Genomic DNA, 25,062 nt, shown 5'->3' with positions numbered 1-25,062 from the left:
CGAGTTGCTCCTTCCTCAAAACTGCCAGTCAGCCGCCTTCACCACGCGACAGAACGGCCCCGCCAGCGTCGCGTTGTGATGAGCAACGATCGCCTCCGCGCTCAGTTGCGGCGTGTCGGAGCAGGTGTGGCCGTCCTCGATCAGTACCGCGTCGAACCCCAGATCCCGCGCCACGCGGCAACTGCTGTCGACGCAGTACTGAGTCTTCATCCCGGCGATCACCAGCCCGCTGGCGCCGGCGTCCTTGAGTTTCTCCAGCAACCCGGTGCCGGCAAAGGCACTGGGGCGCTGTTTCTCGAATACCGTCTCGCTGCCGTTCAGGTCCAGTTCCGGAATCAGTTGGGTCAGCGCGCTGTCCGGCGCCAGCGGCGAGCCGGGCGGGCCGACATGGCGGGCGAGGAAGATCGGCGCACCGGCGGCGTGGGCCTTGGCCAGCAGGCTGTTCACTGCGGCCAGCAGCGCGTCGCCGCGCCATGGCTGCTCCGGGCCGTGGAACAGGCCGACCTGCAGATCGAGAATCAAGAGTGCATGCATGGGTGTCGCTCCTTGTGATGAGCCAGCGACACGGGACAACGAAAAAGGCCCCGTCCATCGCTGGCGGGGCCTTTCGGGTGTGGCATCAGACGCTCACGAACACCCGCACGGCCCGCCGGTGGCGGTAGTGGTCAGGGTGGTCGAGGTGCTGCGGAAAAGGTTCATGGGCAAGGACAGTAACGGTGTGTTCGCCTGCCTGGCAAGCGGATTTTTCCTACAGCACCCGCTGCATGACGATGGTGCGTTCCTCGTCGTGGAGCACCTCGCGGACTGCGGTGAAACCGAGGCGGGCGTAGAAGGGCTCGGCAGTGACCGACGACGGCACGCTCAGCAACGCGACACCCCGCGACCTGGCGAGGGTTTCGATGGCGGCCATCAACTGTTGGCCGACGCCCCGGCCCTGATGCGTCGGGGCGACAAATACGCTACGCACCACCTCGCCATCGAGGCTGGCGGTGGCGACTACCTGCCCGCCAAGCTCCGCGACCAGCACCGTGCGCTGCTCCAGCAATACCGCGACGGCGCGCGGGCTGAAGTTGGCCGCGACCTGTTCGATGACCGCCGGCGGATAATCCCGTGCATTGCTTTCACGCAGCGCGGACAGAATGACCTGGCTGATGGCCTCGGCGTCGTCCGGTCGCGCGGTTCTGACCTGCTCACCCATTCCTGGCCCTCTACGGCTTCAACTGCACCGTTTCATACACCGGTTTCACCGAGTTGAATTCGTCATAGTGCTTCTGCGCTTCCTCGCGGGTGGCGAAGCAGAACTGCCCGGCCATTTGCCGGCCGCCGAACAACGGGTTCTCGCCGCTGCCGTAGCAATAGCCGGTGGGGCTGCACTGGGTGTCGGCGAAGGTGAAGGGGCGCCAGTCGTTCGGGTACAACTGGCGGACTTTGCTCACGAAGGCCGACAGCGTGGGGATCATCCCCGCGCCGGTCAGCTCCGGGCTCGCGCTCTGGAAAATCTCCGATTGCACGCCGCCCGGCTTTTTCACCACGTAGAGATAGGCGTGGCAGAAGGTGTTGCTTTGCGGCGGTGGCGGCGGGGCGGCGACCACGGGCGTCGCGGCGGCCTGTAGCGTTGGCGCCTGGGCTGCGACTGCCGTTGTCGAGGACGCCAGGCTGGCCGGGATTTCAAGGCTGAGGTTCTGCGCGGCGCGGTTGCGCCAGATCCCCAGCGGTGCGCGATAGCCGCCGCGCAGGCGGCTGGCGATGGCCTGGACATCGCCCGGGCCGCGTACTTCCTGGCCGGACACGTCAAGGATCACGTCCATCGGCTTGAGCCCGGCCTTGGCCGCGGGGCTGCCCGGCGTGACGCTGACCACCCAGGCGCCGGCGCTGCTTTTCAGGCCCAGGGCGCCGATCAGTTCCGCGCTCGGGCTTTCCAGGTTCAGTCCCAGCGCCTGGACCTCGGCGCTGGCGGTGCTCGCGGTTGTGCTTGTCGTGGAGGAGGGCGCCGCCGCTGCAGTGGCCGCGGCTTTTGGGGCCTTCTGGATGACCGGCGGGATCCAGGACAGCCGCACGGTTTCCCAGTCAACGATCATCGTGGTGAGGCTGGCTTTTTTCTCGATTGCAGCGGCGACCTTGGCCGGGCTGTCTTCCATCAGGCAGCCGCCCCAGTCCTGGGTCATGCCGTAGTTCGCCCGGAGCATGGCGTTGAAGGCCGCGGTTTCCGCCGCGCCGCCATCGGCATAGAAATCCTGGTAGGTGAATGACGGCGTCAGGTAGTTAGCCTTATCGGTGCTGGCGAAGCAGTAGCCATAGGCGGTGACCTGTCCCGTGCTCGCCACGCTGGGCGTGCCGCCGAGACAGCCCTGTTCGCTGCGCACCTGGTCGATCGCATTGACCTGCCAGCCCGTGGTCTTGGCGGTGGTCGAGTCACCGGCGGCGGCGTAGCGCTGTTGCAACTCGACCATGCTGGCGCGGTTGCCGTCCAGGTCGCTGCAACTGCGGCCGCGCCAGGTGGAGGTGCTGATGCCGACGCCTTCCGGCGTGAGCGAGGCTTCCATCAGCGGTGTCATCACCGCGCTGGCGACATGGAAACAACCGGCGGTGGCGGCGCAGAGCGTCGCCAGTGCGGTGAAACGCAGGGTCATCAGGGCGTGCTTACTCATTGCGCAGCACCATTTGCACGTCGCGTTTGCTCTGGTCGCGCCAGACACTGACCGTGGTCTTGTAGCCGACCCGCATGCGCGAGGAGATCTCCGCGACATCCTGGGCCGACGCGACTTCCTGGCCGCCCACTTCGACGATCACGTCCAGCGGCTTGATCCCCGCCTTGTCGGCGGCACCGCCCTTGACCGTGTCGGTGACCCAGGCGCCATGCGCCGTGGTCAGGCCGACCGCCTTGGCGTAGGACGGCGTCACCGCGCCCAGGCTCATGCCTTGCAACGAGGCGGGGCTGGCACTGCCGGTGCTGGTGCCGGCGACGGCGGTCGCCGTGGTGGCGGTGCGTGCCGCCAGCGGCAATGGCGGTGGCGCGGTGCCGGTGGTGGAGACCTGAACCGGTGAGGTATGGAATGTGTAGGCGCGCCAGTATTTGACGTTCAGCGTCGAGCCCAGTGGCGCCTTGGCGCCGATGACCCGGAACTCGGCGAAGTCGGCTACCGGCTGATCATTTACGGCGACGATGATGTCGCCCTTCAGCATGCCCGCCCGGGCCGCGCCGGAGCCGGGTTCCACCGCGTCGACCAGAACGCCGACGGTGGGCGCCGAACTGCGCGCGGCACTCACTGGATCGACGGCTTCCACTTTCATGCCGAGCAGCCCGCGCGGCAGGTTGGCCTGGGTGCAGCCCTTTTCGTACCAGACCTGGCTCGCCGCCGCCTTGCGCGCTTCGCCGGCCTTGACCAGCACCGGCTCCTGAGTGGCGGCGAGGTACGCCGAGGCTTCCTGGAGCGACATTTCGATGTATTCGCAGCTACGCGAGCGGTAGCGTTCGGGGGATTCGCGGTCCACCAGCTTCTGCAGGTCGGGCTTGTAGGCCTGGGCTGGCGCCGCGGCGGTGGCGGGCGTGGTGCCATCGTCGCCCGACGCTGCCAGGATGGAGGCCCCGCCGACCACGGCGGCGGCGGTCATCAGGCTGCTAGCGTCGCCGCCCATCGGCGCGAGCAGCAGCGCCATGCCGGCCAACTCACCCGCGCCACCGTCCGAGGCACAGCCGCTGATTCCCGTCAGGGAAAGAGCAAACGCCAGATAAAGAGCTGACCTTGCGGGGTCCCTGACCATCGAATCCTCCAGCGCACCTGCGGGTGCTTTTTTACTGATGCGGCATCATGGCGATTTGCCTTGATTTTGTACATCACCGGAAGGGGATAGCACCAAGGAAGGTGATCAGCGGGAAGGGCCGGTGTGGCGGGGCTTTCAGGGCTGTCGGTCAGTCCAGCAGCGCACCGCTGGCACTGGCCACGATCATCCCGGCCATGCCCAGCAGACAAACCAGGGCCACCGCGAAGAATATCGTCCGCCACGGCTGCCACTGGTTCAGATAGGCCAGGGTGTGCGCCACCCGTGCCACGGTAAACACGCAGAACAACAGGATGCTGGCGCTGACGCTGGTCTTGAGTACTACGCACAAGCCGCCGAGGACGAAGAACAGCGGGATGTTTTCCAGGTCGTTGCCCCAGGCTTTCGTCGCCCGGATGACCTCGGGCAACTCCTGCGGGCTGGCGGCACGCCCCACGAAGCGGGCGTCCTCGGGATTGGCGAAGGTCAACCGGCTGATGCGGTGAAAGCCTTGGTAGCAAGAGATACCGAGCATTTTCAGGAACAGGACCACGACACACAGGGCGTAAACCGACAGGGCAAGGTTCATCTTCACTCCTTTGAGACACATCGGGCCTGGCTGCTGCTTTCTTCCAGCAGCCAGTGTTTGAACAGTTCCAGCGCGGGCGGTTGGTCGCCGGGGCGGGTGACCAGCACATAGCGCTCGGTCAGCGCCGAAACCTCCGGCCAGGGCGCGTGCAGGCGCCCCTGTTGCAATTCGTCTTCGACGTAAAAGCGCGGCACCAGGGCCATGCCGATGCCGGCCTTGGCAGCGTCGATCAGTAAGGAAAACCGGTCGAAACGCGGGCCGCTGCCAGCATCGGGCAGGTCGATGCCGGCGTGCCGGGCGTATTCGTTCCAGAGGTTGCCGTGGTCATGCTTGTGCAGCAGCGGCTGCTCGGCGGGTGGGCGCGCGGCGAGGTCGGGGTGGCAGACCGCGAGCAGCGGTTCTTCGAACAGTGGTTGCACCTGCATCGCCGCCCAGGCCGGGTGCTCGAAGTTGATCGCCGCATGCAGCGCGCTGTCGGTAAAGGCGAACGGCTCGGTGCGCTCGCGCAGGTTGACCTGGATATGCGGGTGGCGCTGCTGGAAACGCGCCATCCGTGGAATCAGCCAGCGGCTGGCGAGCGTGGGAATCACGCCGATTTCCAGGGTCGCGTCGCTGCGGGCGCTGGTGAGCAGTTGGCGGGTCTTGCGTTCGATCAGGTCGAGGGCTTCGCGCATGTCGGCGGCATAGCGGGCGCCGGGTTCGGACAGCTCGACGCGGTTGCCGATGCGCAGGAACAGGCGGACGTTCAACTGGCTTTCCAGCTTGGCAATCTGCCGGCTGATGGCGCCTTCGGTCACGGACAGCTCCTGCGCGGCGCGGGCGAAGCTCTGGTGCCGGGCGGCGGCTTCGAGGGCGAGCAGGGCGGTGGTGCTGGGCAGGCGGCGGGTCACGAATATCCATCCTTGGCGCATCGGGGCGACAGGATGACCCAAGGGCAAGCTGCCTTGCAAAAAATTCGGTAACACTTGCTTGCCCCGGTCCCTAGCATGCGAGGCCTGATAACAAGGGAGATCGCAGGACATGACCACCACCGACCGTCTATTGCTCCGGGCAGGCGTGCTGATTCCCGTCTGGCTGTTGTTCGGCGTGCTGCTGACTGCCAGCCAGTATCCCGGCTACAGCCATGCGGACTTCGCCATGAGCCGTCTCGGCGAGCAGGGCGCGGCGACCCACGGCTTTTCCGCCTGGGTGAACAATTTTCCGCTGGGCGTGCTGTTCGTGGCGGTGGCGCTTGGGCTGTGGCGGCGCTTCGCCGGCTCGCGGCTGGCGCGGGTCAGTGCGGTGCTGGTGCTGGTTCATGGCCTGGGCAGCATCGGTGCCGGGCTGTTTGCCTGCGACCAAGGGTGCGCCCCGGCGCAGCCGTCGTTCTCGCAGCAGGTGCATAACCTGTCCGGGCTGGTGATGTTCCTGTCGCTGACGCTGGCCGCTGCGCTGTGGATCTTTCTCGGCAAGCGCCTGTTGGGTTCGCCTGTGTTCTCAGGATTTTCGGCGCTGTGCACGGCGCTGGCGCTGATCACTGTCGGCCTGATGGGCCAGGCGCTGGAGAGCGGTCACGGTTTCGGCTTGTACCAGCGGCTCAACTACGGCACGGCGGTGGTGTGGCTGGCGGTGCTGGCCTGGTTGAGTCTTTCTCTCAACCCGGCACGCTCAGGCGCAGCGCCAGCGCGGCCAGCGTGACCAGCAACACCGGAACGGTCAGCAGGCTGCCGACCTTGAAGTAGTAACCCCAGGTGATGCGGATATCCCGTCGCGCCAGCACATGCAGCCAGAGCAGGGTGGCGAGGCTGCCGATCGGGGTGATCTTCGGGCCGAGGTCGCAGCCGATCACGTTGGCGTAGATCATCGCCTCGCGGATCACCCCGCTGGCCTCGGCGCCGTGGATCGACAGGGCGCCGACCAGCATGCTGGGCAGGTTGTTCATCACCGACGACAACAGCGCCGCGAGCAGTCCGGTGCCGAGAGTCGCGGCCCACAGGCCGTGGCTGGCGAGCAGGTCGAGCAGGCCGCTGATGTGCTCGGTCAGCCCGGCGTTGCGCAGGCCGTAGACCACCAGGTACATCCCCAGCGAGAACACCACGATATGCCAGGGCGCGTGACGCATGACCTTGCGCGTGGAAATCACCTTGCCGCGCCCGGCCACCAGCAGCAGGGCCAGCGCGCACACGCCCGACACCAGGCTGACCGGAATTCCCAGTGGCTCCAGGGCAAACAGCGCCAGCAGCAGGAATACCAGCACCCCCCAGCCGGCGTAGAAGGTGTGCACGTCGCGGATGGCGTCGCGCGGGGCTTTCAGGGTCGGCTCGAACTGGCGCGGGATGTCCTTGCGGAAGAACCACCAGAGCATGCCCAGGGTGGCGGCGATGCTCGCCAGGTTCACCGGCCACATCACTGACGCGTATTCGCCGAAGCCGATGCCGAAGAAGTCCGCCGAGACGATATTCACCAGGTTCGACACCACCAGCGGCAGGCTCGCGGTGTCGGCGATAAAACCTGCGGCCATGACGAAGGCCAGGGTCGCCGCCGGCGAAAAGCGCAGGGCCTGGAGCATCGCCACCACGATCGGGGTAAGGATCAGCGCCGCGCCGTCATTGGCGAACAGCGCCGACACCGCCGCGCCGAGCAGCACCATCAGGGTGAACAGGCGTGCGCCGCGGCCCTTGCTCCAGCGCGCCATGTGCAGTGCGGCCCATTCGAAGAAGCCGGCTTCATCCAGCAGCAGACTGATGATGATCAGCGCGATAAAGGTCGCGGTAGCGTTCCAGACGATGGCCCAGACCGCCGGGATATCGCCCGGATGCACGACCCCGGCGAGCAGTGCCAGGACCGCGCCACCGCTGGCGCTCCAGCCGATGCTCAAGCCCCGCGGTTGCCAGATCACCAGCACCAGGGTGAGGACGAAAATCGAGACGGCGATCAGCATGGCGTGGGCTCGGCGGGTTGGGTGGTGGGCGCAAGGCCGGCCAATGTAGCGGGGATCGGCCAATCGGCAAAGTGACAGGGTGCGCGGCTACGTGCCATCATGTGTAATACTATTACATTGCATTAATGAGAAATCCTGTCGCATGTCCCCCCTACCTTCAACGCGTCTCCATTCGATCGATGCCCTGCGCGGGCTGGTGATCCTCTTCATGTTGCTGGACCACGTCCGGGAAACCTTCTACCTGCACCTGCAGGTCGCCGACCCGATGGATGTGACCCAGATCGACCCGGCCTTGTTCCTCAGCCGCACCCTGGCGCACCTGTGCGCGCCGGTGTTCATCCTGCTGACCGGCTTGTCGGCGTTTCTCTATGGCGAGAAATACCAGGGCAAGGCCGCCGTCTCGGCCTTCCTGTTCAAGCGCGGGTTGTTTCTGGTGGTGCTGGAATTCACCCTGGTCAACTTCGCTTGGACCTTCCAGTTGCCGCCGAGCGTGGTCTACCTGCAGGTCATCTGGGCCATCGGCCTGAGCATGCTGGCACTGAGCGCGTTGCTGTGGCTGCCGCGCGGTGTGCTGATCGCCCTTGGCGTGTTGCTGGTGGCCGGGCACAACCTGCTCGACGGACTGCATTTCGCGGTCGGGCACTGGGCCCATGTGCCGTGGGCGGTGCTGCATGACCGTGGCTGGATCGAGGTGTCCGAGGGCCTGCGGTTGCGCACGTCATATCCGCTGTTGCCGTGGATTGGCGTGATCTCGTTGGGCTATGCCATCGGCCCGTGGTTTGCGCGGGGCACTGAGGCGGGGCAGCGTCGTCAGCTATTGCTGGGGACTGCCATCGGGGCCTTGGGCCTGTTCCTGGTGTTGCGCTTGCTCAACGGCTATGGCGAAAAGCCCTGGTTCAGCGGCGACACGGCGGTGCAGACGCTGATGAGCTTCTTCAACATCACCAAATACCCGCCGTCGTTGTTGTTCCTCGCCCTGACGCTGGGGATCGGCCTGCTGTTGCTGGTGCTGTTCGAACGCCGCAACGACGGACGCGCGGTGCGCTGGCTGGCGGTGTTCGGCGCGGCGCCGATGTTCTTCTACTTGCTGCACTTGTATGTGTTGAAGCTGCTGTACCTCGCCAGCGTGGCGATCTGGGGTACCAATCATGGGCAGTATTTCGGCTTTGATTCGGTGCTGGCAGTGTGGATCGCGGCGGCGCTGCTGGCGTTGGCGCTGTATTGGCCGGTGCGCTGGTTTGCGCGGTTGAAGGCACGGCGGCGGGATATTGCCTGGTTGAAGTATTTATAAGCGAGATCACTGACGGTCCATGGGTCCAGGGCCGTCAGCGATTGCTGCCTCAGAAACATCCTACATATCACTAAGAATCGCCCTGCTGACTGCCAGCCTCCGCCCAGCAAGTATCTGCCCTTTGCCCGGTGAACCCTTTCCCGGGAGCTCTTGAGCGAACCTACAAGGACGCAGATTCATGGTGCTGGGCCACCTCATTCGCATTGGCGACAAGACCACCTGTGGCGGTCAGGTTCTAACCGGCGACAGCGAATTCATCATCGAGGGCTTGCCTTCGGCCCGCCAGGGTGACTCGGTGACGTGCGGCGTGACCGGGAAGACCTATCAGATCCAGGGCGGCGTTCCGTCATTTATCAACGAAGGCGTACTGGTCGCTGGAAGCCTGGACAGCTTCAGTGGCTGTCCCTGTTACGCCGGGTTGATTCCCTCGGACTTCGGCTTCTCTTACGAGTCCACCAACAGCGTCATGGCGCCGAGGCACAATCAGCCCTCGACCACGGCTTCAAGCAGCCCGGCCAATCCAGCCTGGGGGCAACAATCCTTCTCTATCCACCAAAACTTCGCCTCGGCCCCTATCGCCTCCTCCGGGCTCACGGAAACAATCGAGTCCGCCTGCGAGAAAAACTGGCGTTTTTACCAGAAACAAGCCGAAGACTTCATTGCACCTAGCGGAAAGTTGATAGCCGATCCCAAGGTGCGTAACCAGATGATCAACGCTGCCTACGCCCAGCTATGGCAATCCGATCACCGTTTTCAATGGGCTGGCCTCGCCGCGTTTGCATCCAAACAAGTGGGCTGCGGCTTGTTGCATGCATCTGAATCCATCGAGAAAATTCAGGCGGAATATGAGGCTGCGGAGCATTTGAGGACAAGTGCCAGAGCAGGTGTGTGGGGACTGTTCAGCACCGAAGAACGCGAAAGACGGGCCAAGTTTCTGGAGTACGAGAAAAGACAAAAGGAGTATGAAAAGGCTAACCGTAATAATCCGGTGCCAAGCGTTGATATACGGAGTGAAGGTGAGCCGTTGTCCAGCGTGCAACAGCTTTATCAGCATGTGTACGAAATGATGGCGATGGGTAATACAACGCTGTTTTTGGATGTGTTTCCGTTGCATGCGTTTTATAAAGATAAGGGATTTCAGTCGCTTAAAACGTGCTTACGCTTGCGCAAGAATATTTATGGAAATGCCCAATCTCCAGTGCTATGGCCCATCGAGCAAGATAAATTAAGGTTCGGTACTGACTATAGGGAAATCCTGCAAGCCTTCGAAGCTATTGATGCTGGCAATATCGCTAAAAGCGTTGAGTATCTAGCTGACCATGAGCAACGAAATATCCTTCAGCCCACGATGTATACCGACCCCAAACTGGTAAGCCTGTTACGAGGCAACCATCTTTCCTACGTCACGGGCATACCGTCCGGCGTAGCTCAAGCGATTGAGTTGACGCTCGCAAGCCAATGCCGCTCCCTCAACGATGGCCGCACCATTGAGTTCAGCAACAACCCCATCGCTAACCTAGCCGATATCAACCAACGCATGACTTTCGTGCTTAAAGCAGCTGCGGAGTTTGAAGGATTGTTGCACAGCACTGAGCGGCATCGAATCGAACAGGCCATTGACGATATCGCCAAAGGCCTGGGTGTCCGATGAACCGGCTCGGGCCGATAGGTTGGCAACGTGGCGGGCTTGGTCTATTCGTTGCCGCACTTCTGGTCTTTGGGGGCGTGCGTCTTTTTGCAGATGAACCCGAAATCGCATTGACGCCTGGCGAACCTTGGGAAGACATGCGTCAGCGCTCCAGCGCAGCGATCGACCCCGCCATTCCTGGGCATCACTGGTTCATGGTGCCAAAGACTGATGCCCGACTGCGACTCATAGACCCTCAATATGGATTTGTAACCCCTCTGGCCCGCTTCTTCACGATAGGTTTCACTGATGAGCTGGTCGACGGCATCCGCATGTCCCCTCAAATTGAGCCGCTAGTGCTCGACGACACCCTAAGGGTCGTGCTGGATTTGCAGGCGCAATGGCGCAAGGCTGGTTGGATTTCCATCGGGACAGAAAAAGACCCTCCGTTCGCCGACACGCCTGAGTGGCGTGCCCGATTGCGAGACGTCAACCGAGGCGGTAGTGCTTACTGGCGAGCGAGTAACAAATATGAAGTGATGCTGGTAGTTGGACGCTTCAGAGATGATAGTCGCCCAACAGAGGAGCGTTACCTCATCACGCTACAACTGGCCACCCCATGGGGATATCCATAAGCCGGTATCGTTTCCGAGTTCAAAACGGCATTCGAGGCAGCCGTGAAGAGCTGTCCTACTTCGCAGTAAAGCCCCTCCTGTTGTCATCCGACAACACCGGCTTGGAACTGCCAAGCCAGCTCCCCCCACCTGCATCCAAACCCCAAAAATGCAAAAGGGCCGCAATAGCGGCCCTCTTTCATTCACCTCTCCGGCATCTCAAAACGCCAGCTTGTACCCGATCAACAACAGCATCATCGCCAGGCAAGGGCGCAGCACGTTGTCCGAGATCCGCCCGGTCAGGTGGCTGCCGATGTAGATCCCCGGCAACGAGCCCAGCAACAGGTAACCCAGCAGCGACCAGTCCATGTTGCCCATGCTGGCATGGCCCAGGCCGGCGACCAGGGTCAGCGGCACGGCGTGGGCGATTTCGGTGCCGACCAGGCGGCGGGTCACCAGGTACGGGTAAAGCAGGAACAACGCCACGGTGCCCAGCGCGCCGGCACCGATGGAGGTCAGCGAGACCATCACGCCGAGGACCACGCCTGTGATCACGGTCAGCACATTCAGGCTGCGCCCGCTCAGGTGGTAACGGTCACCGGCATGTTTGCTGGCAAAGGCTTGAAGACGGGATTTGAACAGGATCGCCAGCGCCGTGAGGATCAGCACCACCGCCAGGCCCTGCTTGATGATGGCGTTCAGCGCCGCAGTGTCGGTGTGCAGGGTGCTGAGGAACCACAAGGTCGCCGCCGCCGCCGGCACGCTGCCGAGGGCCAGCCAACCGGTGATCGCCCAGTCGATGTTTTTCTGTTTGCTGTGGACCCAGACGCCGCTGGCCTTGGTGATGGCCGCGTAGAGCAGGTCGGTGCCGACCGCGGTGGCCGGGTTGATGCCGAACCAGAGCAGGATCGGGGTCATCAGCGAGCCGCCGCCGACACCGGTCATACCGACAATGAAACCGACTACCAGACCAGCAATGGTGAAGCCAAAAGAACCGACATCCATACGTTACCTGACACGCTCTTGAATCGAAGGGCGCGCGCAGCATAACCACTTTTTTTATACCCAAATATATTCATATCGAATTAGCTTATAACCGATATCGATTCACTCTATGCATATGTGTGCAGGTCTGATTGTGCCGAGCGCATCAAAATCGCCGGTGGGCGCTGGTTTTACGCTTTCTTTATGCGCAACACGCATCCTCGGTCTCGTCCCTTTACTCCCCTCGACCAGAGAATTTCCCTACGCGGCAGGTGCCGTTGGACGGAGATTTCTCATGAGCATTCTGGACGGGGTGTCACTGCTGCTGGCAGTGGCGTTGTTTGTGTACCTGATGGCCGCGTTGCTGCGCGCCGATCGCGGCTAGGGAGCGGCCATGCACAGTTACGATTACGCATTGCTGCTGGCGTTCTTCGCCCTGGTGCTGTTGCCGGCACCCTGGCTCGGGCGCTTCTATTACAAGGTGATGGAAGGCCAGCGCACCTGGATGACGCCCGTGCTGGGACCGGTCGAGCGCGGTTGCTACCGTATCGCCGGGGTCAAGGCCGAACAGGAGCAGAACTGGAAGCAGTACGCCCTGGCGCTGCTGGCGTTCAACCTTGCCGGCTTCCTGCTGTTGTTCACGGTGCTGCGCCTGCAGGCGTTCCTGCCGCTGAACCCGCAGCACCTGCCGGGCCAGGAATGGTCGCTGGCGTTCAACACTGCGGTCAGTTTCATGACCAACACCAACTGGCAGTCCTATAGCGGCGAAGCCTCGGTCAGCTACCTGAGCCAGATGATCGGCCTGACCGTGCAGAACTTCGTCAGTGCCGCCACCGGCCTGGCCGTGCTGGTCGCCCTGTGCCGCGGCATCGCCCGCCGCTCTGTCGGCACCCTCGGCAATTTCTGGGTCGACATGACCCGCGCCACCCTCTACGGCCTGTTGCCGCTGTGCCTGGTGCTGGCGTTGCTGCTGGTCTGGCAGGGCGTGCCGCAGACCTTCAGTGACTACGTTCACGCGGTCACCCTGCAAGGCGCCGATCAGCTCATTCCGCTCGGCCCGGCCGCCAGCCAGATCGCGATCAAGCAACTGGGCACCAACGGTGGCGGCTTCTTCGGCGTCAACTCGGCGCACCCGTTCGAGAACCCCACGGCCTGGAGCAACCTGTTCGAAGTCGCGTCGATCATCCTTATTCCGGTGGCCCTGGTGTTCACCTTCGGCCATTACGTCAAGGACCTGCGCCAGAGCCGCGCGATCATCGCCGGCATGCTCGCGCTGTTCCTGATCGGCGGCGCCACGGCGCTGTGGTCGGAGTACCAGGCCAACCCGACCCTGAGCAACCCGCAGGTCGAGCAAAGCGCGCCGCTCGAAGGCAAGGAAAGCCGCTTCGGCACCACCGGCAGCGTGCTCTGGACCGTAACCACCACCGCCGCCTCCAACGGCTCGGTCAACGCCATGCACGACAGCCTCAACCCGCTGACCGGGATGGTCGCGCTGGTCAACATGATGGTCGGCGAAGTGATCTTCGGCGGCGTCGGCGCCGGGCTCTACGGCATGTTGCTGAACGTGCTGATCGCGGTGTTCCTCGCCGGCCTGATGATCGGCCGCACCCCGGAATACCTCGGCAAGAAACTCCAGGCCCGCGAGGTGCAACTGTTGGTCGCGACCTTGCTGGTGATGCCGGTCGGCGTGCTGGTCCTCGGCGCCCTCGCCACGGCGTTGCCCGGCCCGGCGGCGAGCGTCAGCAACCCCGGACCTCACGGTTTCAGCCAGTTGCTCTACGCCTACACCTCGGCCAGCGCCAACAACGGTTCGGCCTTCGCCGGGCTGGGCGCCAACACCACCTTCCACAACCTGATGATCGGCCTGGGCATGTTGATCGGGCGCTTCGGCTACATCCTCCCGGTGCTTGCCCTGGCCGGCAGCCTGGCGCTGAAGAAGACCGCGCCGGTGGGCCTGAACAGCTTCCCGACCCACGGCCCGCTGTTTGTCACCCTGCTGGTGGTCACCATCCTGTTGGTCGGTGGCCTGACGTTCCTGCCGGCCCTGGCCCTGGGTCCGGTCGCTGAATTCCTGAGCCTGGGCTTGCAAGGAGTGAATCCATGAACATGCCGATTCCCGAAGTGAACACGGCAGCCAACAGCAGCCCGCGGACCTCGTTCGCCGCCTTGTGGCGCCCGGCGCTGTTGCAGGCCTTCGTCAAGCTGGATCCGCGTCAGCTCAAGCGTGCTCCGGTGATGCTGGTGGTGGAGCTGACCGCGATTTTCACCACGGTGCTGTGCCTGTTGCCCGACAGCGGCGTGCCCACTGGCGTGTCGCTGCAGATCGCGGTGTGGCTGTGGTTCACCGTGCTGTTCGCCAACTTCGCCGAAGCCCTCGCCGAGGGCCGTGGCAAGGCCCGCGCCGACAGCCTCAAGGCCGGCAACGAGGGCCTCAGCGCCCGGCGCCGGACCGGCGCCGGCGGCTACGAAGTGGTGGCCGCCACGGCCCTGCGCAAAGGTGACGTGGTGCGGGTCGAAGCCGGCGAGATGATCCCCGGCGACGGCGAGGTGATCGAAGGCATCGCCGCCGTCAACGAAGCGGCGATTACCGGTGAATCCGCGCCGGTGATCCGCGAGTCCGGCGGCGATCGTTCGGCGGTCACCGGCAGCACCCGGCTGGTGTCCGACTGGCTGTTGGTGCGGATCACCAGCAACCCCGGCGAATCGACCCTCGACCGCATGATCGCCCTGGTCGAAGGCGCCAAGCGGCAGAAGACGCCCAATGAAATCGCCCTGGACATCCTGCTGATCGGCCTGACCCTGATCTTCCTCGTGGTGGTGGTCACCCTGCAGCCGTTCGCCCATTTCGCCGGCGGCAGCATTCCCATGGTGTTCCTCGTGGCGCTGCTGGTGACGCTGATCCCCACCACCATCGGCGGCCTGCTCTCGGCCATCGGCATCGCCGGCATGGACCGCCTGGTGCGCCTGAACGTCATCGCCCGCTCCGGCCGCGCGGTGGAGGCGGCGGGCGACGTACATGTGCTGATGCTCGACAAGACCGGCACCATCACTTTCGGCAACCGCCGTTGCAGCGCCGTGTTCGCCGCGCCGGGCGTCACCGCGCGGGAGCTGGCCGAGGGCGCCTTGCTCGCCTCGCTGGCCGACGACACCGCCGAAGGCAAGTCCATCGTCGAGTACCTGCGCCAGTTGCATGACTTCGCCGAGCCGTCGATGGCGGAGCTGGTGCCGGTGCCCTTCAGCGCCGAGACGCGGCTGTCCGGCGTCGATTTCGGTCCGCGCCGCTACCGCAAGGGCGCAGTGGATTCGCTGCTCGCGTTCGTCGGCCTGCAACGCCTGGAAATGCCGGCACCGCTGGCCCGCGAAGTGGACAAGATCGCCCAGAGCGGCGGCACGCCGTTGCTGGTCTGCGTGGACAAGCGCCTGCTCGGGGTCATTCACCTCAAGGACGTGGTCAAGCCGGGCATCCGCGAACGTTTCGCCGAACTGCGCAAGCTGGGCATCCGCACCGTCATGGTCACCGGCGACAACCCGCTGACCGCCGCGGCCATCGCCGCCGAGGCCGGGGTCGATGACGTGCTGGCCGAAGCCACGCCGGAGAAGAAACTGGCGCGCATTCGCCAGGAGCAGGACGACGGCCGCCTGGTCGCAATGTGCGGCGACGGCGCCAACGATGCCCCGGCGCTGGCCCAGGCCGATGTCGGCATGGCGATGAACGACGGCACCCAGGCGGCCCGCGAGGCGGCCAACATGGTCGACCTCGACAGCGACCCGACCAAGCTGCTGGATGTGGTTCAGGTCGGCAAGGAACTGCTGGTCACCCGTGGCGCGCTGACCACCTTTTCCATCGCCAACGACGTCGCCAAATACTTCGCCATCCTGCCGGCGCTGTTCGCCGCGATCTACCCGCAACTGGGCGTGCTCAACCTGATGCACCTGGCGAGCCCGCAGAGCGCGATCGTCTCGGCCATCGTGTTCAACGCGCTGATTATCGTCGTGCTGATTCCGCTGGCCCTGCGCGGGGTGCGGGTCAAGGCCGCGAGCGCCGCTCACCTGCTGCGGCGCAACCTGCTGATCTATGGCCTGGGCGGTCTGCTGGTGCCGTTCGCCGGCATCAAGCTGATCGATTTGCTGCTCAACGCCCTGCACCTGGTCTGAACCGAGGAATTACCCATGACGACTCATCTTCGTCCGGCCCTGAGCCTGTTGTTGCTGATGACCCTGCTGACCGGGGTCGGTTATCCACTGCTGGTCACCGGCATCGCCCAGGTGGCCTTTCCCGAGCAGGCCAATGGCAGCCTGATGCGCGACGAACAGGGCCAGGTCCGTGGCTCCTGGCTGATCGCCCAGCCGTTCAGCGGCGACGCGTGGTTCCAGTCGCGGCCGTCCGCCGCCGACTACGCTACGGTGGCCAGCGGCGCGAGCAACCTCGCGCCGAGCAACCCGGCCCTGGCCACGCGGATCGACGAGGCGGCCAGCGGTCTTTACCGCGAGGCCCAGGGGCCGGTGCCGCTGGCCTTGCTGACCACCTCCGGCAGCGGCCTCGATCCGCACCTGCCGCCGGCGGCGGTGGCTTATCAACTGCCGCGGGTGGCGGCGGCGCGGCAGATCTCGCAACAGACGTTGCAAGCGCTGGTGGAGCAGGCCACCCTGCAACCCTTGATCGGTCCGCCGGTGGTCAGCGTGCTGGCGCTGAACGCGGCCCTCGACCGGCTCGCCCCGCTTTCGAAATAAGGACACAGCGTGACCCACAGTGATTCGCAGCGCGCCGACGCGCTGCTTGCCGAACTGCCGCGCGAAGGCCGCGGCCGGCTCAAGGTGTTTCTCGGCGCCGCCCCGGGGGTGGGCAAGACCTACGCCATGCTGCAGGCCGCCCATGCGCGCCTGCGGCATAACGTGCGCGTGCTCGCCGGGGTGGTGGAAACCCACGGGCGCAGCGAGACGGAGGCGCTGCTCGGCGGTATTCCGCAGCAGCCGCTGGTGCGCTCGGAATACCGCGGCGTGACCCTTGAGGAAATGGACCTCGACGGCCTGCTCAAGGCCGCGCCGGAGCTGGTGCTGGTGGACGAACTGGCCCACAGCAACGCCCCCGGCAGCCGCCACACCAAGCGCTGGCAGGATGTGCAGGAACTGCTGGCGGCGGGCATCGACGTTTACACCACGGTCAACGTCCAGCACCTGGAAAGTCTCAACGACCATGTGCGCGGCATCACCGGCGTGCAGGTGCGCGAAACGCTGCCGGACTGGGTGCTGCAGGAAGCCTTCGAACTGGTGCTGATCGACCTGCCACCGCGAGAACTGCTGGAGCGCCTGCGCGACGGCAAGGTCTACGTGCCGGAACAGGCGAGGGCGGCGATCGATGCCTTCTTCACCCAGACCAACCTCACCGCCTTGCGCGAGTTGGCGATGCAGACCGCCGCGGCCCAGGTCGATGCCGACCTGGCCCATGGTTATCGCCGCCTGGGCCAGGACGCCCCGGCGCTGCGCGGGCGCTTGCTGGTGGGGGTGGATGGCGACGCCCAGGCCGAGCGTCTGGTGCGCCATGCCAGCCGGGTCGCCCAGCGCCGTCATCTGCCGTGGAGCCTGGTGCATGTCGACAATGGCCGCCTGCGCGACGAAACCGCTCGCCAGCGCCTGCAAGCGGCGCAGCAACTGGCAGAGCGCCTGGGCGGCGAAGTGGTGGTGCTGCGCGCCGGGGAAGTGGCGCGCACGCTGATCCAGCATGCCATCGAGCGCCGCGCCAGCCTGGTGCTGGTGGGGCAGTCGCGGGATCGCCTGCGCCGCCGCCTGTTCGGCGCGGGCGTGGCGACCCGCTTGCTGCGCGAGGCCCACGGTCTGGAAATCAACGTCCTTGACCGCGATGCCCAGCCGGAACCGACGCGGACGGTCGCGCCTCGCGTCTGGGTCTGGCGTCACTACGCCCTGGCGCTGCTGGCGACCTTGCTCGCTACCGGGCTGGCTTCGGCGGTGGCGCGGGTCATGGACCTGCCGAACATCTCGCTGGTGTTCCTCGCTGCGGTCCTGCTGGTGGCGGTGCGCAGCAGCATCGGTCCGGCGCTGGCCTGTGCGGCGATGTCGTTCCTGGCGTATGACTTCCTGTTTATCCCGCCGAATTTCTCCTTCGCCATCCAGCGCGAAGAAGACGTGCTTACCTCGCTGTTCTTCCTGTTGATGGCGGTGCTCACCGGCAACCTCGCCGCGCGGCAGCGTCGGCAACTCAAAGCGCTGCGCGAGACTCAGGAGCAGACCGGGCAACTGCTCGACCTGTCGCGCAAACTCACCGCGGCCACCGACCGCCAGGCGGTGTTCAGCGCCGCCGGGCAACACCTGGAAGGCTGGTCGGACTTGCAGGCGTGCCTGCTGGAGCGCGACGCCGAAGGCCGTTTGCAGGTAGCCAGTGGCGGCATGCTGCAATTCAGCGACAACGAGCGCGCTGCCGCCGAGTGGGCATGGCAACACGACCAGGCGGCGGGGCAGGGCAGTGACACGCTGCCCAACGGCCGCTGGTGGTGGTGGCCGCTGTCGGTGGACGAAGGCCCGTTGGCCCTGCTCGGCGTGCGCGCCCGTGCGGGCGACGAGGCGCTGGCGCCGCAACGTCGGCGGCTGCTCAAGGCGCTGAGCCAGCCGCTGGCCCAGGCGCTGGCCCGGGCGCGGCTGGCGGATCAACTGGAAGCCGCGCGCCTGCACGGCGAAACGGAGCAGTTGCGCAGCGCCTTGCTCGCCTCGGTGTCTCACGACCTACGCACGCCGCTGACCGCGATGCGCGGCAGCATCGACAGCCTGCTGGCGCTGGGTGATGCGATTCCCGCGGCGGACCGTCGCGAACTGCTGGAAGGCACCCGCGACGAAGCCGAACGGCTGGACCGCTACATCCAGAACCTGCTGGACATGACCCGCCTCGGCCACGGCGGCCTCAAGCTGGCGCGGGACTGGGTCGCCCCGGCGGATATCGTCGGCAGCGCGTTGAACCGCTTGCGCGTAGTGCTGGCGCCACTGCAACTGCACACCGAGGTGCCGGCGCACTTGCCGCTGCTCTATGTGCATGCGGCGTTGATCGAGCAGGCGCTGGTCAACGTGCTGGAAAACGCCGCGCGGTTTTCTCCGCTCAATGGCCGGCTGGAGATGCGCGTGAGTGTCGAGGACGAGCACCTGTGCCTGGCCGTCGCCGACGAAGGCCCGGGCATCGCCCCGCAGGACCGTGAACGTATCTTCGACATGTTCTACACCGCCGCCCGCGGTGATCGCGGCGGGCAGGGCACCGGGCTCGGGCTCGCGATCTGCCAGGGCATGATCGGCGCCCATGGCGGGCATATCCGCGTCGATGACGGCCTCGATGGTCACGGCACCTGCATCACACTATGCTTGCCGCTTCCGGCCCAACCCGAACTGGACAGCGAGACCCCATGAGCCAGACCGCGACCCTGCTGGTCATCGACGATGAACCGCAGATCCGCAAATTCCTTCGTATCAGCCTCAGCTCCCAGGGCTACAAAGTGCTCGAAGCGGGGACCGGCGCCGAGGGCCTGAGCCAGGCGGCGTTGTCCCGCCCGGACCTGGTGGTGCTCGACCTCGGCTTGCCGGACATGGACGGCCAGGACGTATTGCGCGAACTGCGCGAATGGAGCGCGGTGCCGGTGCTGGTGTTGTCGGTGCGGGCCAGCGAGGGCGAGAAAGTCCGGGCGCTGGACAGCGGCGCCAATGACTACGTGACCAAGCCGTTCGGCATCCAGGAGTTTCTTGCCAGGGTCCGCGCGCTGCTGCGCCAGGTGCCCCAGGCGGCTGCGCCGCAGGCGGCGTGCAGTTTCGGCGCGTTGACCGTGGACCTGGCGTACCGGCGCGTGACCCTCGACGGCGAAGAAGTGGCGCTGACCCGCAAGGAATACGCCTTGCTGGCGCAACTGGCACGGCATCCCGGGCGGGTCATCACCCAGCAGCAGTTGCTCAAGGACATCTGGGGACCGACCCATGTCGACGACACGCATTACCTGCGCATCGTCGTGGCCCATGTGCGGCAGAAACTCGGGGATGACCCGACCGCGCCGCGGTTTATCGTGACCGAGCCGGGGGTGGGGTATCGGTTGGTTGGGCAGGAGCCGGTCTGAGGCTTGGTGGCCTCACCGCCGCTCCGCCTCATAGTTATCCAGCGTATCCCGCGCAATTTCCCGCCCCAGTGCGATCAGCTCCGGCGCTTTGTAGAACTCGAAAAACCGGCACACCCGCTTCGGCACGTTGATCAGCACATCCGGCGGATAGCCGGCGATCTTGTACTGTGCCAGCGAGGTCTGCATCACTTCGAAACTCTGGTTGATCAGATCCAGCAACGACGCCGGCCCGACGTTATCGACAATGAACGACCCGGTCGCCGACTTCGGCGCGCCGTCGCTTTCCGGCGCCGCCGAGGGCTGCTGGGCCTTGGGGCTGGCGGCGTCTGCCAGCCAGGGATTGGGCACCTGCGTCGCCTCGATCGCCAGGTCTTGTTCCATCTCTTGCGCCAGCTCCTTTTCCAGCCCGAGCAAGACCTCGGCCTGTTTGCGCCGGAACGGCAGGCGCGAGCCCAGCGAACTGATCAGGTTGTCGAAGCGCAGCTTGAACGCCGGCGGCCGCTCGATCACCGGCAACTGGTACTGCTTCTGGTTGGTGGAGTTGAGGTTGACCGCGATGATCAGGTCACTGTGGCTGGACACTACCGGGATGATCGGCAACGGATTGAGAATGCCGCCATCGACCAGCGTGCGGTTGCCCTGGACCACCGGGGTGAACAGGCTGGGAATCGCCGCCGAGGCCCGCATCGCCTGATGCAGGCAGCCCTCCTGAAACCAGATTTCCTGCTGGTTGGTCAGGTCCGTGGCCACCGCCGTGTAGGGAATGCGCAACTGCTCGATATTGATTTCGCCGACGATCTTGCGGATCTGTCCGAAAACCTTGTCGCCACGGATCGCGCCCAGGCGGAAACTCACGTCCACCAGGCGCAGCACGTCGAGGTAGTCCAGGCTCTCGATCCAGTTGCGGTATTCGTCCAGCTTGCCGGCAGCGTAGATCCCGCCAACCACCGCGCCCATGGAGCAGCCGGCGATACAGGAAATCTCGTAACCGCGCCGTTCGATTTCCTCGATCACGCCGATATGCGCATACCCCCGGGCCCCGCCCGAGCCCAACACCAGCGCTACGCGCTTTTTCATGATTGCGCCCCTAGGTCGATCGCCGCTTTGATGACCCGAGAATGCGCCTGTTTCGGGTTGCGCTTCAATCGTCGTCTGCGCTGGGCTACGCTGAACAGGGCACTTTTGCGTACGCCCGCCGTCGAACATGCCGACACGACTTTTCCCATCTTCGAGGTAACACCGATGAAAGCCCTGATCACCCTGTCCCTGATTGTTGTGGCCCTGGCGGGTTGCGCGGGCAAGACGGCCTATCGCGACAGTTGCGGCAGCCAGCTCGACGCCGCCTGGAAGGAGCTCGACCTGGCCAAGGCCGAGGGCTTCGCCGGAACGGTCAGTTATTCCAAGGCCCTGTCGCTGCTGACCGGCGCCAAGACCCAACAGCAGTTCGAAGCCTTCGAAGGGTGCACCAAGAAAGCCGAGAAAGCCCGTTTCTATATCCGTGAGTCCCGCGCCGGACGTTGATGAGGTAAGGCCCCATGTCGCAGATGTTCGATCATGTCGTTGCCCAGGTGCTTGGCTTGCACGTTCGTCTGCTGGCCTGTCAGGCACGCCTCGCGGAAAACACTGACAGCGAAGCGTTGCACGACCTACGCACCAACGTGCGGCGCCTGCGCAGCCTGCTGCGACCGCTGCGCGGCTTGCCCGGGGTCGATCAACTGGAGAGCGCGGCCAAGGCGGTGGGCGACATGACCACGCCGCTGCGCGACCGCGAAGTGCTCGCCGAGCAACTGTTCGAACGCCAGCAGCCGGATGCGGCGCAGCGGCGGCTGGCGGGCGAGGGCGCGACCTTCGCCGCCGTGGCGGCCAGCACCCAGTTGCACAAACTGCTGGCGATCATTGATGCCTTCCCGGCTTTCCTCCGCGCCATCGAACATCAGAAGCTGGTGCCGGACCTGCGCAAGCGCATCGAGAAGCGCCTGGACAAGCAATGGAAGAACATCGTCAAAGCCATGCACGACCCGGCCCATGACCGCCATCGCCTGCGCCTGCTGATCAAGCGCTCGCGTTACGGCGCCGAAGCCTACCCGCAACTGGGACGGCTGAAGCGTTCGATGCGCGCCTCGCTCAAGCGCGCCCAGGACGACCTCGGCCACTGGCACGACCTGCTGCAATGGCTGACCCAGGCCGAAAAGCAGCCTGACCTGGCCGCCCTCGTGCCGCAGTGGCAGGCGCAGCTTGTCGAAGCCGAACAGCGCGCGGACAAGACCCTGAACGCCCTGCTGAAGCATATCGACGAACGATAATGCGCTGAATTGGCAGTTATGCGGCCTGCTGGGGCGGGCTATCTCCTCTTAAGATCGTGGGACTTTTCCGTAGGCGAGGTCCGCATGAATTTTTCCCAGCTGCTCACCGCTGTCCGTCAGCGCCCGCAGGAAGTGGTCATTCCCGCCGAGTGGGCACAAGGCCGCGCCTGTTTCGGCGGTCTGATGGCGGCGCTGGTCTATGAGGCCATGCACGCCAAGGTGTCGCCGGAGCGTCCGGTGCGTTCGTTGGCCATCACCTTCGTCGGCCCCGCCGAGCCGGGCGTGCCCATCAGTTTTGAAGTGGAAATGCTCCGCGAGGGCCGCGCAGTGAGTTCGCTGCTGGGCCGGGCAATCCAGAACGGCCAGACCGTGACCCTGATCCAGGGCAGCTTCGGCGCCGGGCGTACCTCGGTCATCGATGTGCCGGCGTTGCCGGCGAGGGAAATGAAAAGCCTGGAAGACTCCAGTCCGGAACTGCCGTACATCCCCGGCGCAACCCCGGAATACATCCGCTACCTGTCCATGCGCTGGGGGATCGGCGCCATGCCGTTCAGCAACAAGCCGCTGCGCAGCATGGGCGGTTGGGTGCGTTTGAAGGACGCGGTGGAAGAGCCGGTGACCGAAGCGCATCTGCTGGCGCTGGTGGACGCCTGGCCGCCGGCATTGTTGCCGCACCTGAGCAAACCGGCAGCGGGCAGCACCCTGACCTGGACCATCGAATTCGTCCAGCCGGTGGCCAGCCTCAGCACTTTGGACTGGTGCCAATACTGCGCGGACATCGAGCACGCCCGTGATGGCTATGGCCACACTGCTGCAGCCATGTGGGACGCACGTGGCGAGCTGTTGGCGATCAGCCGGCAGACGGTGACTGTGTTCGCCTAGGTGTCAGTGACGGTGGCGTTCGCGCCAGGCGCGCCACCACGCACCACTGAAGAGAAAGCGCGGGAAGGTGACGAACTGCTCGGTGAGCAGGCGCTTCACTGCATCCTGCCGGTTGCTGAACGGCTCCGGCTGTTCGGCTTCCAGGCGATGCCCGTGGCGTTGCAGCCCCAGCCCCGCCAGCAGGCCGATCACACCCACGGCGATCTCGCCCAGGTCCAGTTCGAACAGTCCCGACAACACCAGCAGCGTGCCGATGATGAACAGCGGCACGGCGATCAGGTGCAAGACCAGATTGGTCGGGTTGCGGTGATTGTTGGAGTAGCCACGCCATTGCCAGGCGGGCAGGTTGGGCAGGCGTTTGCTCATATGAGATGTCCTCAGACTTTTCGGTGGTGCGTGTCTGAAGAGTAGTTCTGGCCTTTGGGAGAGGCCAATTGACGGGATTGATGACGGGGATAGGTGAGGGCGCCGAACCGCAGCGGTGACGCCCTCGAACGCTCTACAACTTCAACTGCCCGATCACCTTGTTCAATTCCCCGGCCAGGGTTGCCAGTTCATCGCTGGTGGTCGCCGACGACACCGTCTGCTGCACCGTGTCTTCGGTCACGTCGCGAATGCTCACCACGGCGCGATTCATTTCCTCGGCCACATGGCTCTGCTCTTCGGCCGCCGCAGCGATCTGGGTGTTGCTCTCGCGCATCTGCGCCACCGCCGCGGTGATTTCTGCCAGGGCTTCGCCGGCTTCCTGCGCTTGTTTGACGCAATCGTCGGCCTTGAACGAGCTTTCGGTCATGAACTCCACTGCGTCGCGGGTCCCGGCCTGCAAGGCCGAAACCATGTCGGTGATTTCGTCGGTCGAACTTTGCACCCGTTTGGCCAGGTTGCGCACTTCATCCGCCACCACCGCGAAGCCACGGCCCAGGTCGCCGGCACGGGCAGCCTCGATGGCGGCGTTGAGGGCGAGCAGGTTGGTCTGTTCGGCGATGCTGTGGATCACATTGACCACGCCGTTGATCTTCTGGCTGTCCTCGGCCAGTTGGCGAATCATCTCGGCGGTCTGCTGCACGCCGCTGGACAGCCCGGCGATGGAAGTCTGCACCCGGCTGACCACTTGCTGGCCGCTGCCGGCCAGGGTGTCGGCGGTCTGCGACAGGTCGCGGGTGGCGCCGGCATGCTGGGCGATGTGGTAGACGGTCGCGGACATCTCGTTGATCGCCGTGGCTGCCTGGTCGGTTTCGCTCTGCTGGCCAAGCATGCCGTGGCGCACATCGCTCATGCTGGAGGCCAGGCGCGCGGCACCGGAATCGAGCTGCGCGGCGGTGAGCGCGACGGTGTTCACCACGCGGTGGTAGGTGGTCTGCATGGCGTTGAAGGCCGTGGCCATCTGCCCGATCTCGTCGTGGCAGGCCAGCGGCACCCGGGCCGAGAGGTCGCCGGTCTTCTCGACGTGCAGCATCACGTCCTTGAGGATGTTGAGCTGGGCCAGCAGGAAACGGATCAGCAACTGCGAGGCGCAGAGCATCGCCAGCATCAGGATCAGCACGCACACCGCGTAGTTGCCGAAGCGGTCGCCATACACCTGCACGAAGCTCGGCGACGGCGCCAGCACGGCGACCCGTTGGCCGTCACGGCTGATGACCTGGGCACCGGCCAGCGGATCATCGCCGAAGACCGCATAGGGCTCGATCGTCACCCAACCGCTGGCGTTGGCCACGGATTCGAGGGGCTTGCCCTGGTAGTTGGGCACTTGGCCGGGGGTGAAGGTCAGGACGTGCGGACTCTGCGGCAACGCCTGTCCCGCCGGCCAGGCGGCCAGCAAGCGTGCTTCGGCGACGGCCCGGCTCTGGGCTTCTTCCACCCGCGCCTGCTGTTCGAGGAACACCGCGTACAACACCAGGAACAGCGTGGTGACGAAAGCGACCGCGTTGACAGCCCAGAACTTGTACTTCAGGGAGATATTGCTAAGCCAGGCACCCATGGTAGGTCTTCTCTGA

Annotated in this window: 24 protein-coding genes; 13 read left to right on the top strand and 11 right to left on the bottom strand. The window is 65.0% G+C overall.

What is annotated here, in order from left to right:
* Window positions 1-15 precede the first annotated feature (15 nt).
* The 6 genes from NTD82_RS26615 to NTD82_RS26590 form a co-directional block, all read right to left on the bottom strand.
* Window positions 16-534, bottom strand: a complete 519-nt coding sequence (locus tag NTD82_RS26615) for a cysteine hydrolase family protein (RefSeq protein ID WP_095157861.1) — start codon at window positions 532-534, stop codon at window positions 16-18.
* A 214-nt stretch (window positions 535-748) separates the two neighbouring features.
* Window positions 749-1,198 (bottom strand): GNAT family N-acetyltransferase, encoded by a 450-nt coding sequence (locus NTD82_RS26610; RefSeq protein ID WP_262130893.1) that lies wholly within the window; start codon window positions 1,196-1,198, stop codon window positions 749-751.
* 10 nt (window positions 1,199-1,208) lie between these two features.
* Complete coding sequence (locus tag NTD82_RS26605) at window positions 1,209-2,648, bottom strand: S1C family serine protease (RefSeq protein WP_262130892.1); 1,440 nt, start codon at window positions 2,646-2,648, stop codon at window positions 1,209-1,211.
* On the bottom strand, window positions 2,641-3,762 hold the full coding sequence (locus NTD82_RS26600) for a PDZ domain-containing protein (protein WP_262130891.1): 1,122 nt from the start codon (window positions 3,760-3,762) through the stop codon (window positions 2,641-2,643). Before NTD82_RS26600 ends, NTD82_RS26605 begins: the two co-directional genes overlap by 8 nt.
* A 148-nt stretch (window positions 3,763-3,910) precedes the next feature.
* Entirely contained in the window at window positions 3,911-4,348 is a 438-nt protein-coding gene (locus tag NTD82_RS26595) for an MAPEG family protein (protein ID WP_262130890.1), read from the bottom strand.
* A 2-nt stretch (window positions 4,349-4,350) separates the two neighbouring features.
* Window positions 4,351-5,238 (bottom strand): LysR substrate-binding domain-containing protein, encoded by an 888-nt coding sequence (locus tag NTD82_RS26590; RefSeq protein WP_262130889.1) that lies wholly within the window; start codon window positions 5,236-5,238, stop codon window positions 4,351-4,353.
* 130 nt (window positions 5,239-5,368) lie between these two features.
* Between NTD82_RS26590 and NTD82_RS26585 the strand changes: the two genes are divergently transcribed.
* Entirely contained in the window at window positions 5,369-6,025 is a 657-nt protein-coding gene (locus NTD82_RS26585) for a DUF998 domain-containing protein (RefSeq protein ID WP_262130888.1), read from the top strand.
* Here the strand turns inward: NTD82_RS26585 and NTD82_RS26580 are convergent.
* Window positions 5,982-7,268, bottom strand: a complete 1,287-nt coding sequence (locus tag NTD82_RS26580) for an arsenic transporter (protein WP_262130887.1) — start codon at window positions 7,266-7,268, stop codon at window positions 5,982-5,984. The genes NTD82_RS26585 and NTD82_RS26580 overlap by 44 nt on opposite strands.
* Before the next feature lie 142 nt (window positions 7,269-7,410).
* Between NTD82_RS26580 and NTD82_RS26575 the strand changes: the two genes are divergently transcribed.
* From NTD82_RS26575 to NTD82_RS26565, 3 genes are all read left to right on the top strand, one after another.
* Entirely contained in the window at window positions 7,411-8,559 is a 1,149-nt protein-coding gene (locus tag NTD82_RS26575) for a DUF1624 domain-containing protein (RefSeq protein WP_262130886.1), read from the top strand.
* A 178-nt stretch (window positions 8,560-8,737) separates the two neighbouring features.
* Complete coding sequence (locus NTD82_RS26570; protein WP_262130885.1) at window positions 8,738-10,210, top strand: PAAR domain-containing protein; 1,473 nt, start codon at window positions 8,738-8,740, stop codon at window positions 10,208-10,210.
* On the top strand, window positions 10,207-10,821 hold the full coding sequence (locus tag NTD82_RS26565) for a hypothetical protein (RefSeq protein ID WP_262130884.1): 615 nt from the start codon (window positions 10,207-10,209) through the stop codon (window positions 10,819-10,821). Before NTD82_RS26570 ends, NTD82_RS26565 begins: the two co-directional genes overlap by 4 nt.
* Window positions 10,822-11,019: 198 nt before the next feature.
* On the opposite strand, the gene NTD82_RS26560 is transcribed toward NTD82_RS26565, so the two are convergent.
* The gene (locus NTD82_RS26560) at window positions 11,020-11,805 is read right to left on the bottom strand and encodes a sulfite exporter TauE/SafE family protein (RefSeq protein WP_262130883.1); all 786 of its coding nucleotides are present in this window, start codon (window positions 11,803-11,805) and stop codon (window positions 11,020-11,022) included.
* A 274-nt stretch (window positions 11,806-12,079) separates the two neighbouring features.
* Between NTD82_RS26560 and kdpF the strand changes: the two genes are divergently transcribed.
* From kdpF to NTD82_RS26530, 6 genes are read left to right on the top strand one after another with little or no spacing between them, the layout of a single operon-like run.
* Window positions 12,080-12,169, top strand: coding sequence for a K(+)-transporting ATPase subunit F (gene kdpF, locus NTD82_RS26555; RefSeq protein ID WP_043863107.1), 90 nt, complete (start codon window positions 12,080-12,082; stop codon window positions 12,167-12,169).
* A gap of 9 nt (window positions 12,170-12,178) precedes the next feature.
* A complete protein-coding gene (kdpA, locus tag NTD82_RS26550) occupies window positions 12,179-13,888 on the top strand; it encodes a potassium-transporting ATPase subunit KdpA (RefSeq protein ID WP_262130882.1) in 1,710 nt (569 codons plus the stop codon).
* On the top strand, window positions 13,885-15,939 hold the full coding sequence (gene kdpB / locus NTD82_RS26545; protein WP_262130881.1) for a potassium-transporting ATPase subunit KdpB: 2,055 nt from the start codon (window positions 13,885-13,887) through the stop codon (window positions 15,937-15,939). The genes kdpA and kdpB overlap by 4 nt, the downstream gene beginning before the upstream one ends.
* Window positions 15,940-15,954: 15 nt before the next feature.
* Entirely contained in the window at window positions 15,955-16,515 is a 561-nt protein-coding gene (gene kdpC / locus NTD82_RS26540; RefSeq protein ID WP_262130880.1) for a potassium-transporting ATPase subunit KdpC, read from the top strand.
* A gap of 9 nt (window positions 16,516-16,524) precedes the next feature.
* Window positions 16,525-19,188, top strand: a complete 2,664-nt coding sequence (locus NTD82_RS26535) for a sensor histidine kinase (RefSeq protein WP_262130879.1) — start codon at window positions 16,525-16,527, stop codon at window positions 19,186-19,188.
* Window positions 19,185-19,883 (top strand): response regulator, encoded by a 699-nt coding sequence (locus tag NTD82_RS26530; RefSeq protein ID WP_095157832.1) that lies wholly within the window; start codon window positions 19,185-19,187, stop codon window positions 19,881-19,883. Before NTD82_RS26535 ends, NTD82_RS26530 begins: the two co-directional genes overlap by 4 nt.
* Before the next feature lie 12 nt (window positions 19,884-19,895).
* On the opposite strand, the gene NTD82_RS26525 is transcribed toward NTD82_RS26530, so the two are convergent.
* Complete coding sequence (locus NTD82_RS26525; protein ID WP_262130878.1) at window positions 19,896-20,960, bottom strand: patatin-like phospholipase family protein; 1,065 nt, start codon at window positions 20,958-20,960, stop codon at window positions 19,896-19,898.
* Window positions 20,961-21,125: 165 nt separating this feature from the next.
* Here NTD82_RS26525 and NTD82_RS26520 point away from each other — a divergent pair, with 165 nt between their 5' ends.
* From NTD82_RS26520 to NTD82_RS26510, 3 genes are all read left to right on the top strand, one after another.
* Complete coding sequence (locus NTD82_RS26520; protein ID WP_110972070.1) at window positions 21,126-21,404, top strand: hypothetical protein; 279 nt, start codon at window positions 21,126-21,128, stop codon at window positions 21,402-21,404.
* A 14-nt stretch (window positions 21,405-21,418) separates the two neighbouring features.
* Window positions 21,419-22,186, top strand: coding sequence for a CHAD domain-containing protein (locus tag NTD82_RS26515; protein WP_095157827.1), 768 nt, complete (start codon window positions 21,419-21,421; stop codon window positions 22,184-22,186).
* Between the two features lie 84 nt (window positions 22,187-22,270).
* The gene (locus NTD82_RS26510; protein ID WP_095157825.1) at window positions 22,271-23,068 is read left to right on the top strand and encodes an acyl-CoA thioesterase; all 798 of its coding nucleotides are present in this window, start codon (window positions 22,271-22,273) and stop codon (window positions 23,066-23,068) included.
* Window positions 23,069-23,071: 3 nt separating this feature from the next.
* Here NTD82_RS26510 and NTD82_RS26505 read toward each other — a convergent pair whose 3' ends face one another.
* Together NTD82_RS26505 and NTD82_RS26500 are read right to left on the bottom strand one after the other, a co-directional pair.
* Window positions 23,072-23,434, bottom strand: coding sequence for an Mpo1-like protein (locus tag NTD82_RS26505; RefSeq protein ID WP_095157823.1), 363 nt, complete (start codon window positions 23,432-23,434; stop codon window positions 23,072-23,074).
* 133 nt (window positions 23,435-23,567) lie between these two features.
* On the bottom strand, window positions 23,568-25,046 hold the full coding sequence (locus NTD82_RS26500; RefSeq protein WP_095157821.1) for a methyl-accepting chemotaxis protein: 1,479 nt from the start codon (window positions 25,044-25,046) through the stop codon (window positions 23,568-23,570).
* Between the last annotated feature and the right edge of the window lie 16 nt (window positions 25,047-25,062).

Source organism: Pseudomonas sp. 5P_5.1_Bac1 (assembly GCF_025466015.1).
In the GTDB taxonomy this organism is placed as follows: Bacteria; Pseudomonadota; Gammaproteobacteria; order Pseudomonadales; family Pseudomonadaceae; genus Aquipseudomonas.
This window is presented reverse-complemented; position numbering and strand designations above follow the sequence as displayed.

What these genes read in the sequence shown, in the direction of transcription:
- NTD82_RS26510 (WP_095157825.1), top strand. Translation starts at nt 22,271, where the DNA reads ATGAATTTTTCCCAGCTGCTCACCGCTGTCCGTCAGCGCCCGCAGGAA.
- kdpB (WP_262130881.1), top strand. Translation starts at nt 13,885, where the DNA reads ATGAACATGCCGATTCCCGAAGTGAACACGGCAGCCAACAGCAGCCCG.
- NTD82_RS26580 (WP_262130887.1), bottom strand. Translation starts at nt 7,268, where the DNA reads ATGCTGATCGCCGTCTCGATTTTCGTCCTCACCCTGGTGCTGGTGATC.
- kdpF (WP_043863107.1), top strand. Translation starts at nt 12,080, where the DNA reads ATGAGCATTCTGGACGGGGTGTCACTGCTGCTGGCAGTGGCGTTGTTT.
- NTD82_RS26565 (WP_262130884.1), top strand. Translation starts at nt 10,207, where the DNA reads ATGAACCGGCTCGGGCCGATAGGTTGGCAACGTGGCGGGCTTGGTCTA.
- NTD82_RS26575 (WP_262130886.1), top strand. Translation starts at nt 7,411, where the DNA reads ATGTCCCCCCTACCTTCAACGCGTCTCCATTCGATCGATGCCCTGCGC.
- NTD82_RS26610 (WP_262130893.1), bottom strand. Translation starts at nt 1,198, where the DNA reads ATGGGTGAGCAGGTCAGAACCGCGCGACCGGACGACGCCGAGGCCATC.
- NTD82_RS26525 (WP_262130878.1), bottom strand. Translation starts at nt 20,960, where the DNA reads ATGAAAAAGCGCGTAGCGCTGGTGTTGGGCTCGGGCGGGGCCCGGGGG.
- kdpA (WP_262130882.1), top strand. Translation starts at nt 12,179, where the DNA reads ATGCACAGTTACGATTACGCATTGCTGCTGGCGTTCTTCGCCCTGGTG.
- NTD82_RS26595 (WP_262130890.1), bottom strand. Translation starts at nt 4,348, where the DNA reads ATGAACCTTGCCCTGTCGGTTTACGCCCTGTGTGTCGTGGTCCTGTTC.
- NTD82_RS26505 (WP_095157823.1), bottom strand. Translation starts at nt 23,434, where the DNA reads ATGAGCAAACGCCTGCCCAACCTGCCCGCCTGGCAATGGCGTGGCTAC.
- NTD82_RS26615 (WP_095157861.1), bottom strand. Translation starts at nt 534, where the DNA reads ATGCATGCACTCTTGATTCTCGATCTGCAGGTCGGCCTGTTCCACGGC.
- NTD82_RS26530 (WP_095157832.1), top strand. Translation starts at nt 19,185, where the DNA reads ATGAGCCAGACCGCGACCCTGCTGGTCATCGACGATGAACCGCAGATC.
- NTD82_RS26605 (WP_262130892.1), bottom strand. Translation starts at nt 2,648, where the DNA reads ATGAGTAAGCACGCCCTGATGACCCTGCGTTTCACCGCACTGGCGACG.
- NTD82_RS26585 (WP_262130888.1), top strand. Translation starts at nt 5,369, where the DNA reads ATGACCACCACCGACCGTCTATTGCTCCGGGCAGGCGTGCTGATTCCC.
- NTD82_RS26600 (WP_262130891.1), bottom strand. Translation starts at nt 3,762, where the DNA reads ATGGTCAGGGACCCCGCAAGGTCAGCTCTTTATCTGGCGTTTGCTCTT.
- NTD82_RS26570 (WP_262130885.1), top strand. Translation starts at nt 8,738, where the DNA reads ATGGTGCTGGGCCACCTCATTCGCATTGGCGACAAGACCACCTGTGGC.
- NTD82_RS26500 (WP_095157821.1), bottom strand. Translation starts at nt 25,046, where the DNA reads ATGGGTGCCTGGCTTAGCAATATCTCCCTGAAGTACAAGTTCTGGGCT.
- NTD82_RS26515 (WP_095157827.1), top strand. Translation starts at nt 21,419, where the DNA reads ATGTCGCAGATGTTCGATCATGTCGTTGCCCAGGTGCTTGGCTTGCAC.
- NTD82_RS26520 (WP_110972070.1), top strand. Translation starts at nt 21,126, where the DNA reads ATGAAAGCCCTGATCACCCTGTCCCTGATTGTTGTGGCCCTGGCGGGT.
- kdpC (WP_262130880.1), top strand. Translation starts at nt 15,955, where the DNA reads ATGACGACTCATCTTCGTCCGGCCCTGAGCCTGTTGTTGCTGATGACC.
- NTD82_RS26560 (WP_262130883.1), bottom strand. Translation starts at nt 11,805, where the DNA reads ATGGATGTCGGTTCTTTTGGCTTCACCATTGCTGGTCTGGTAGTCGGT.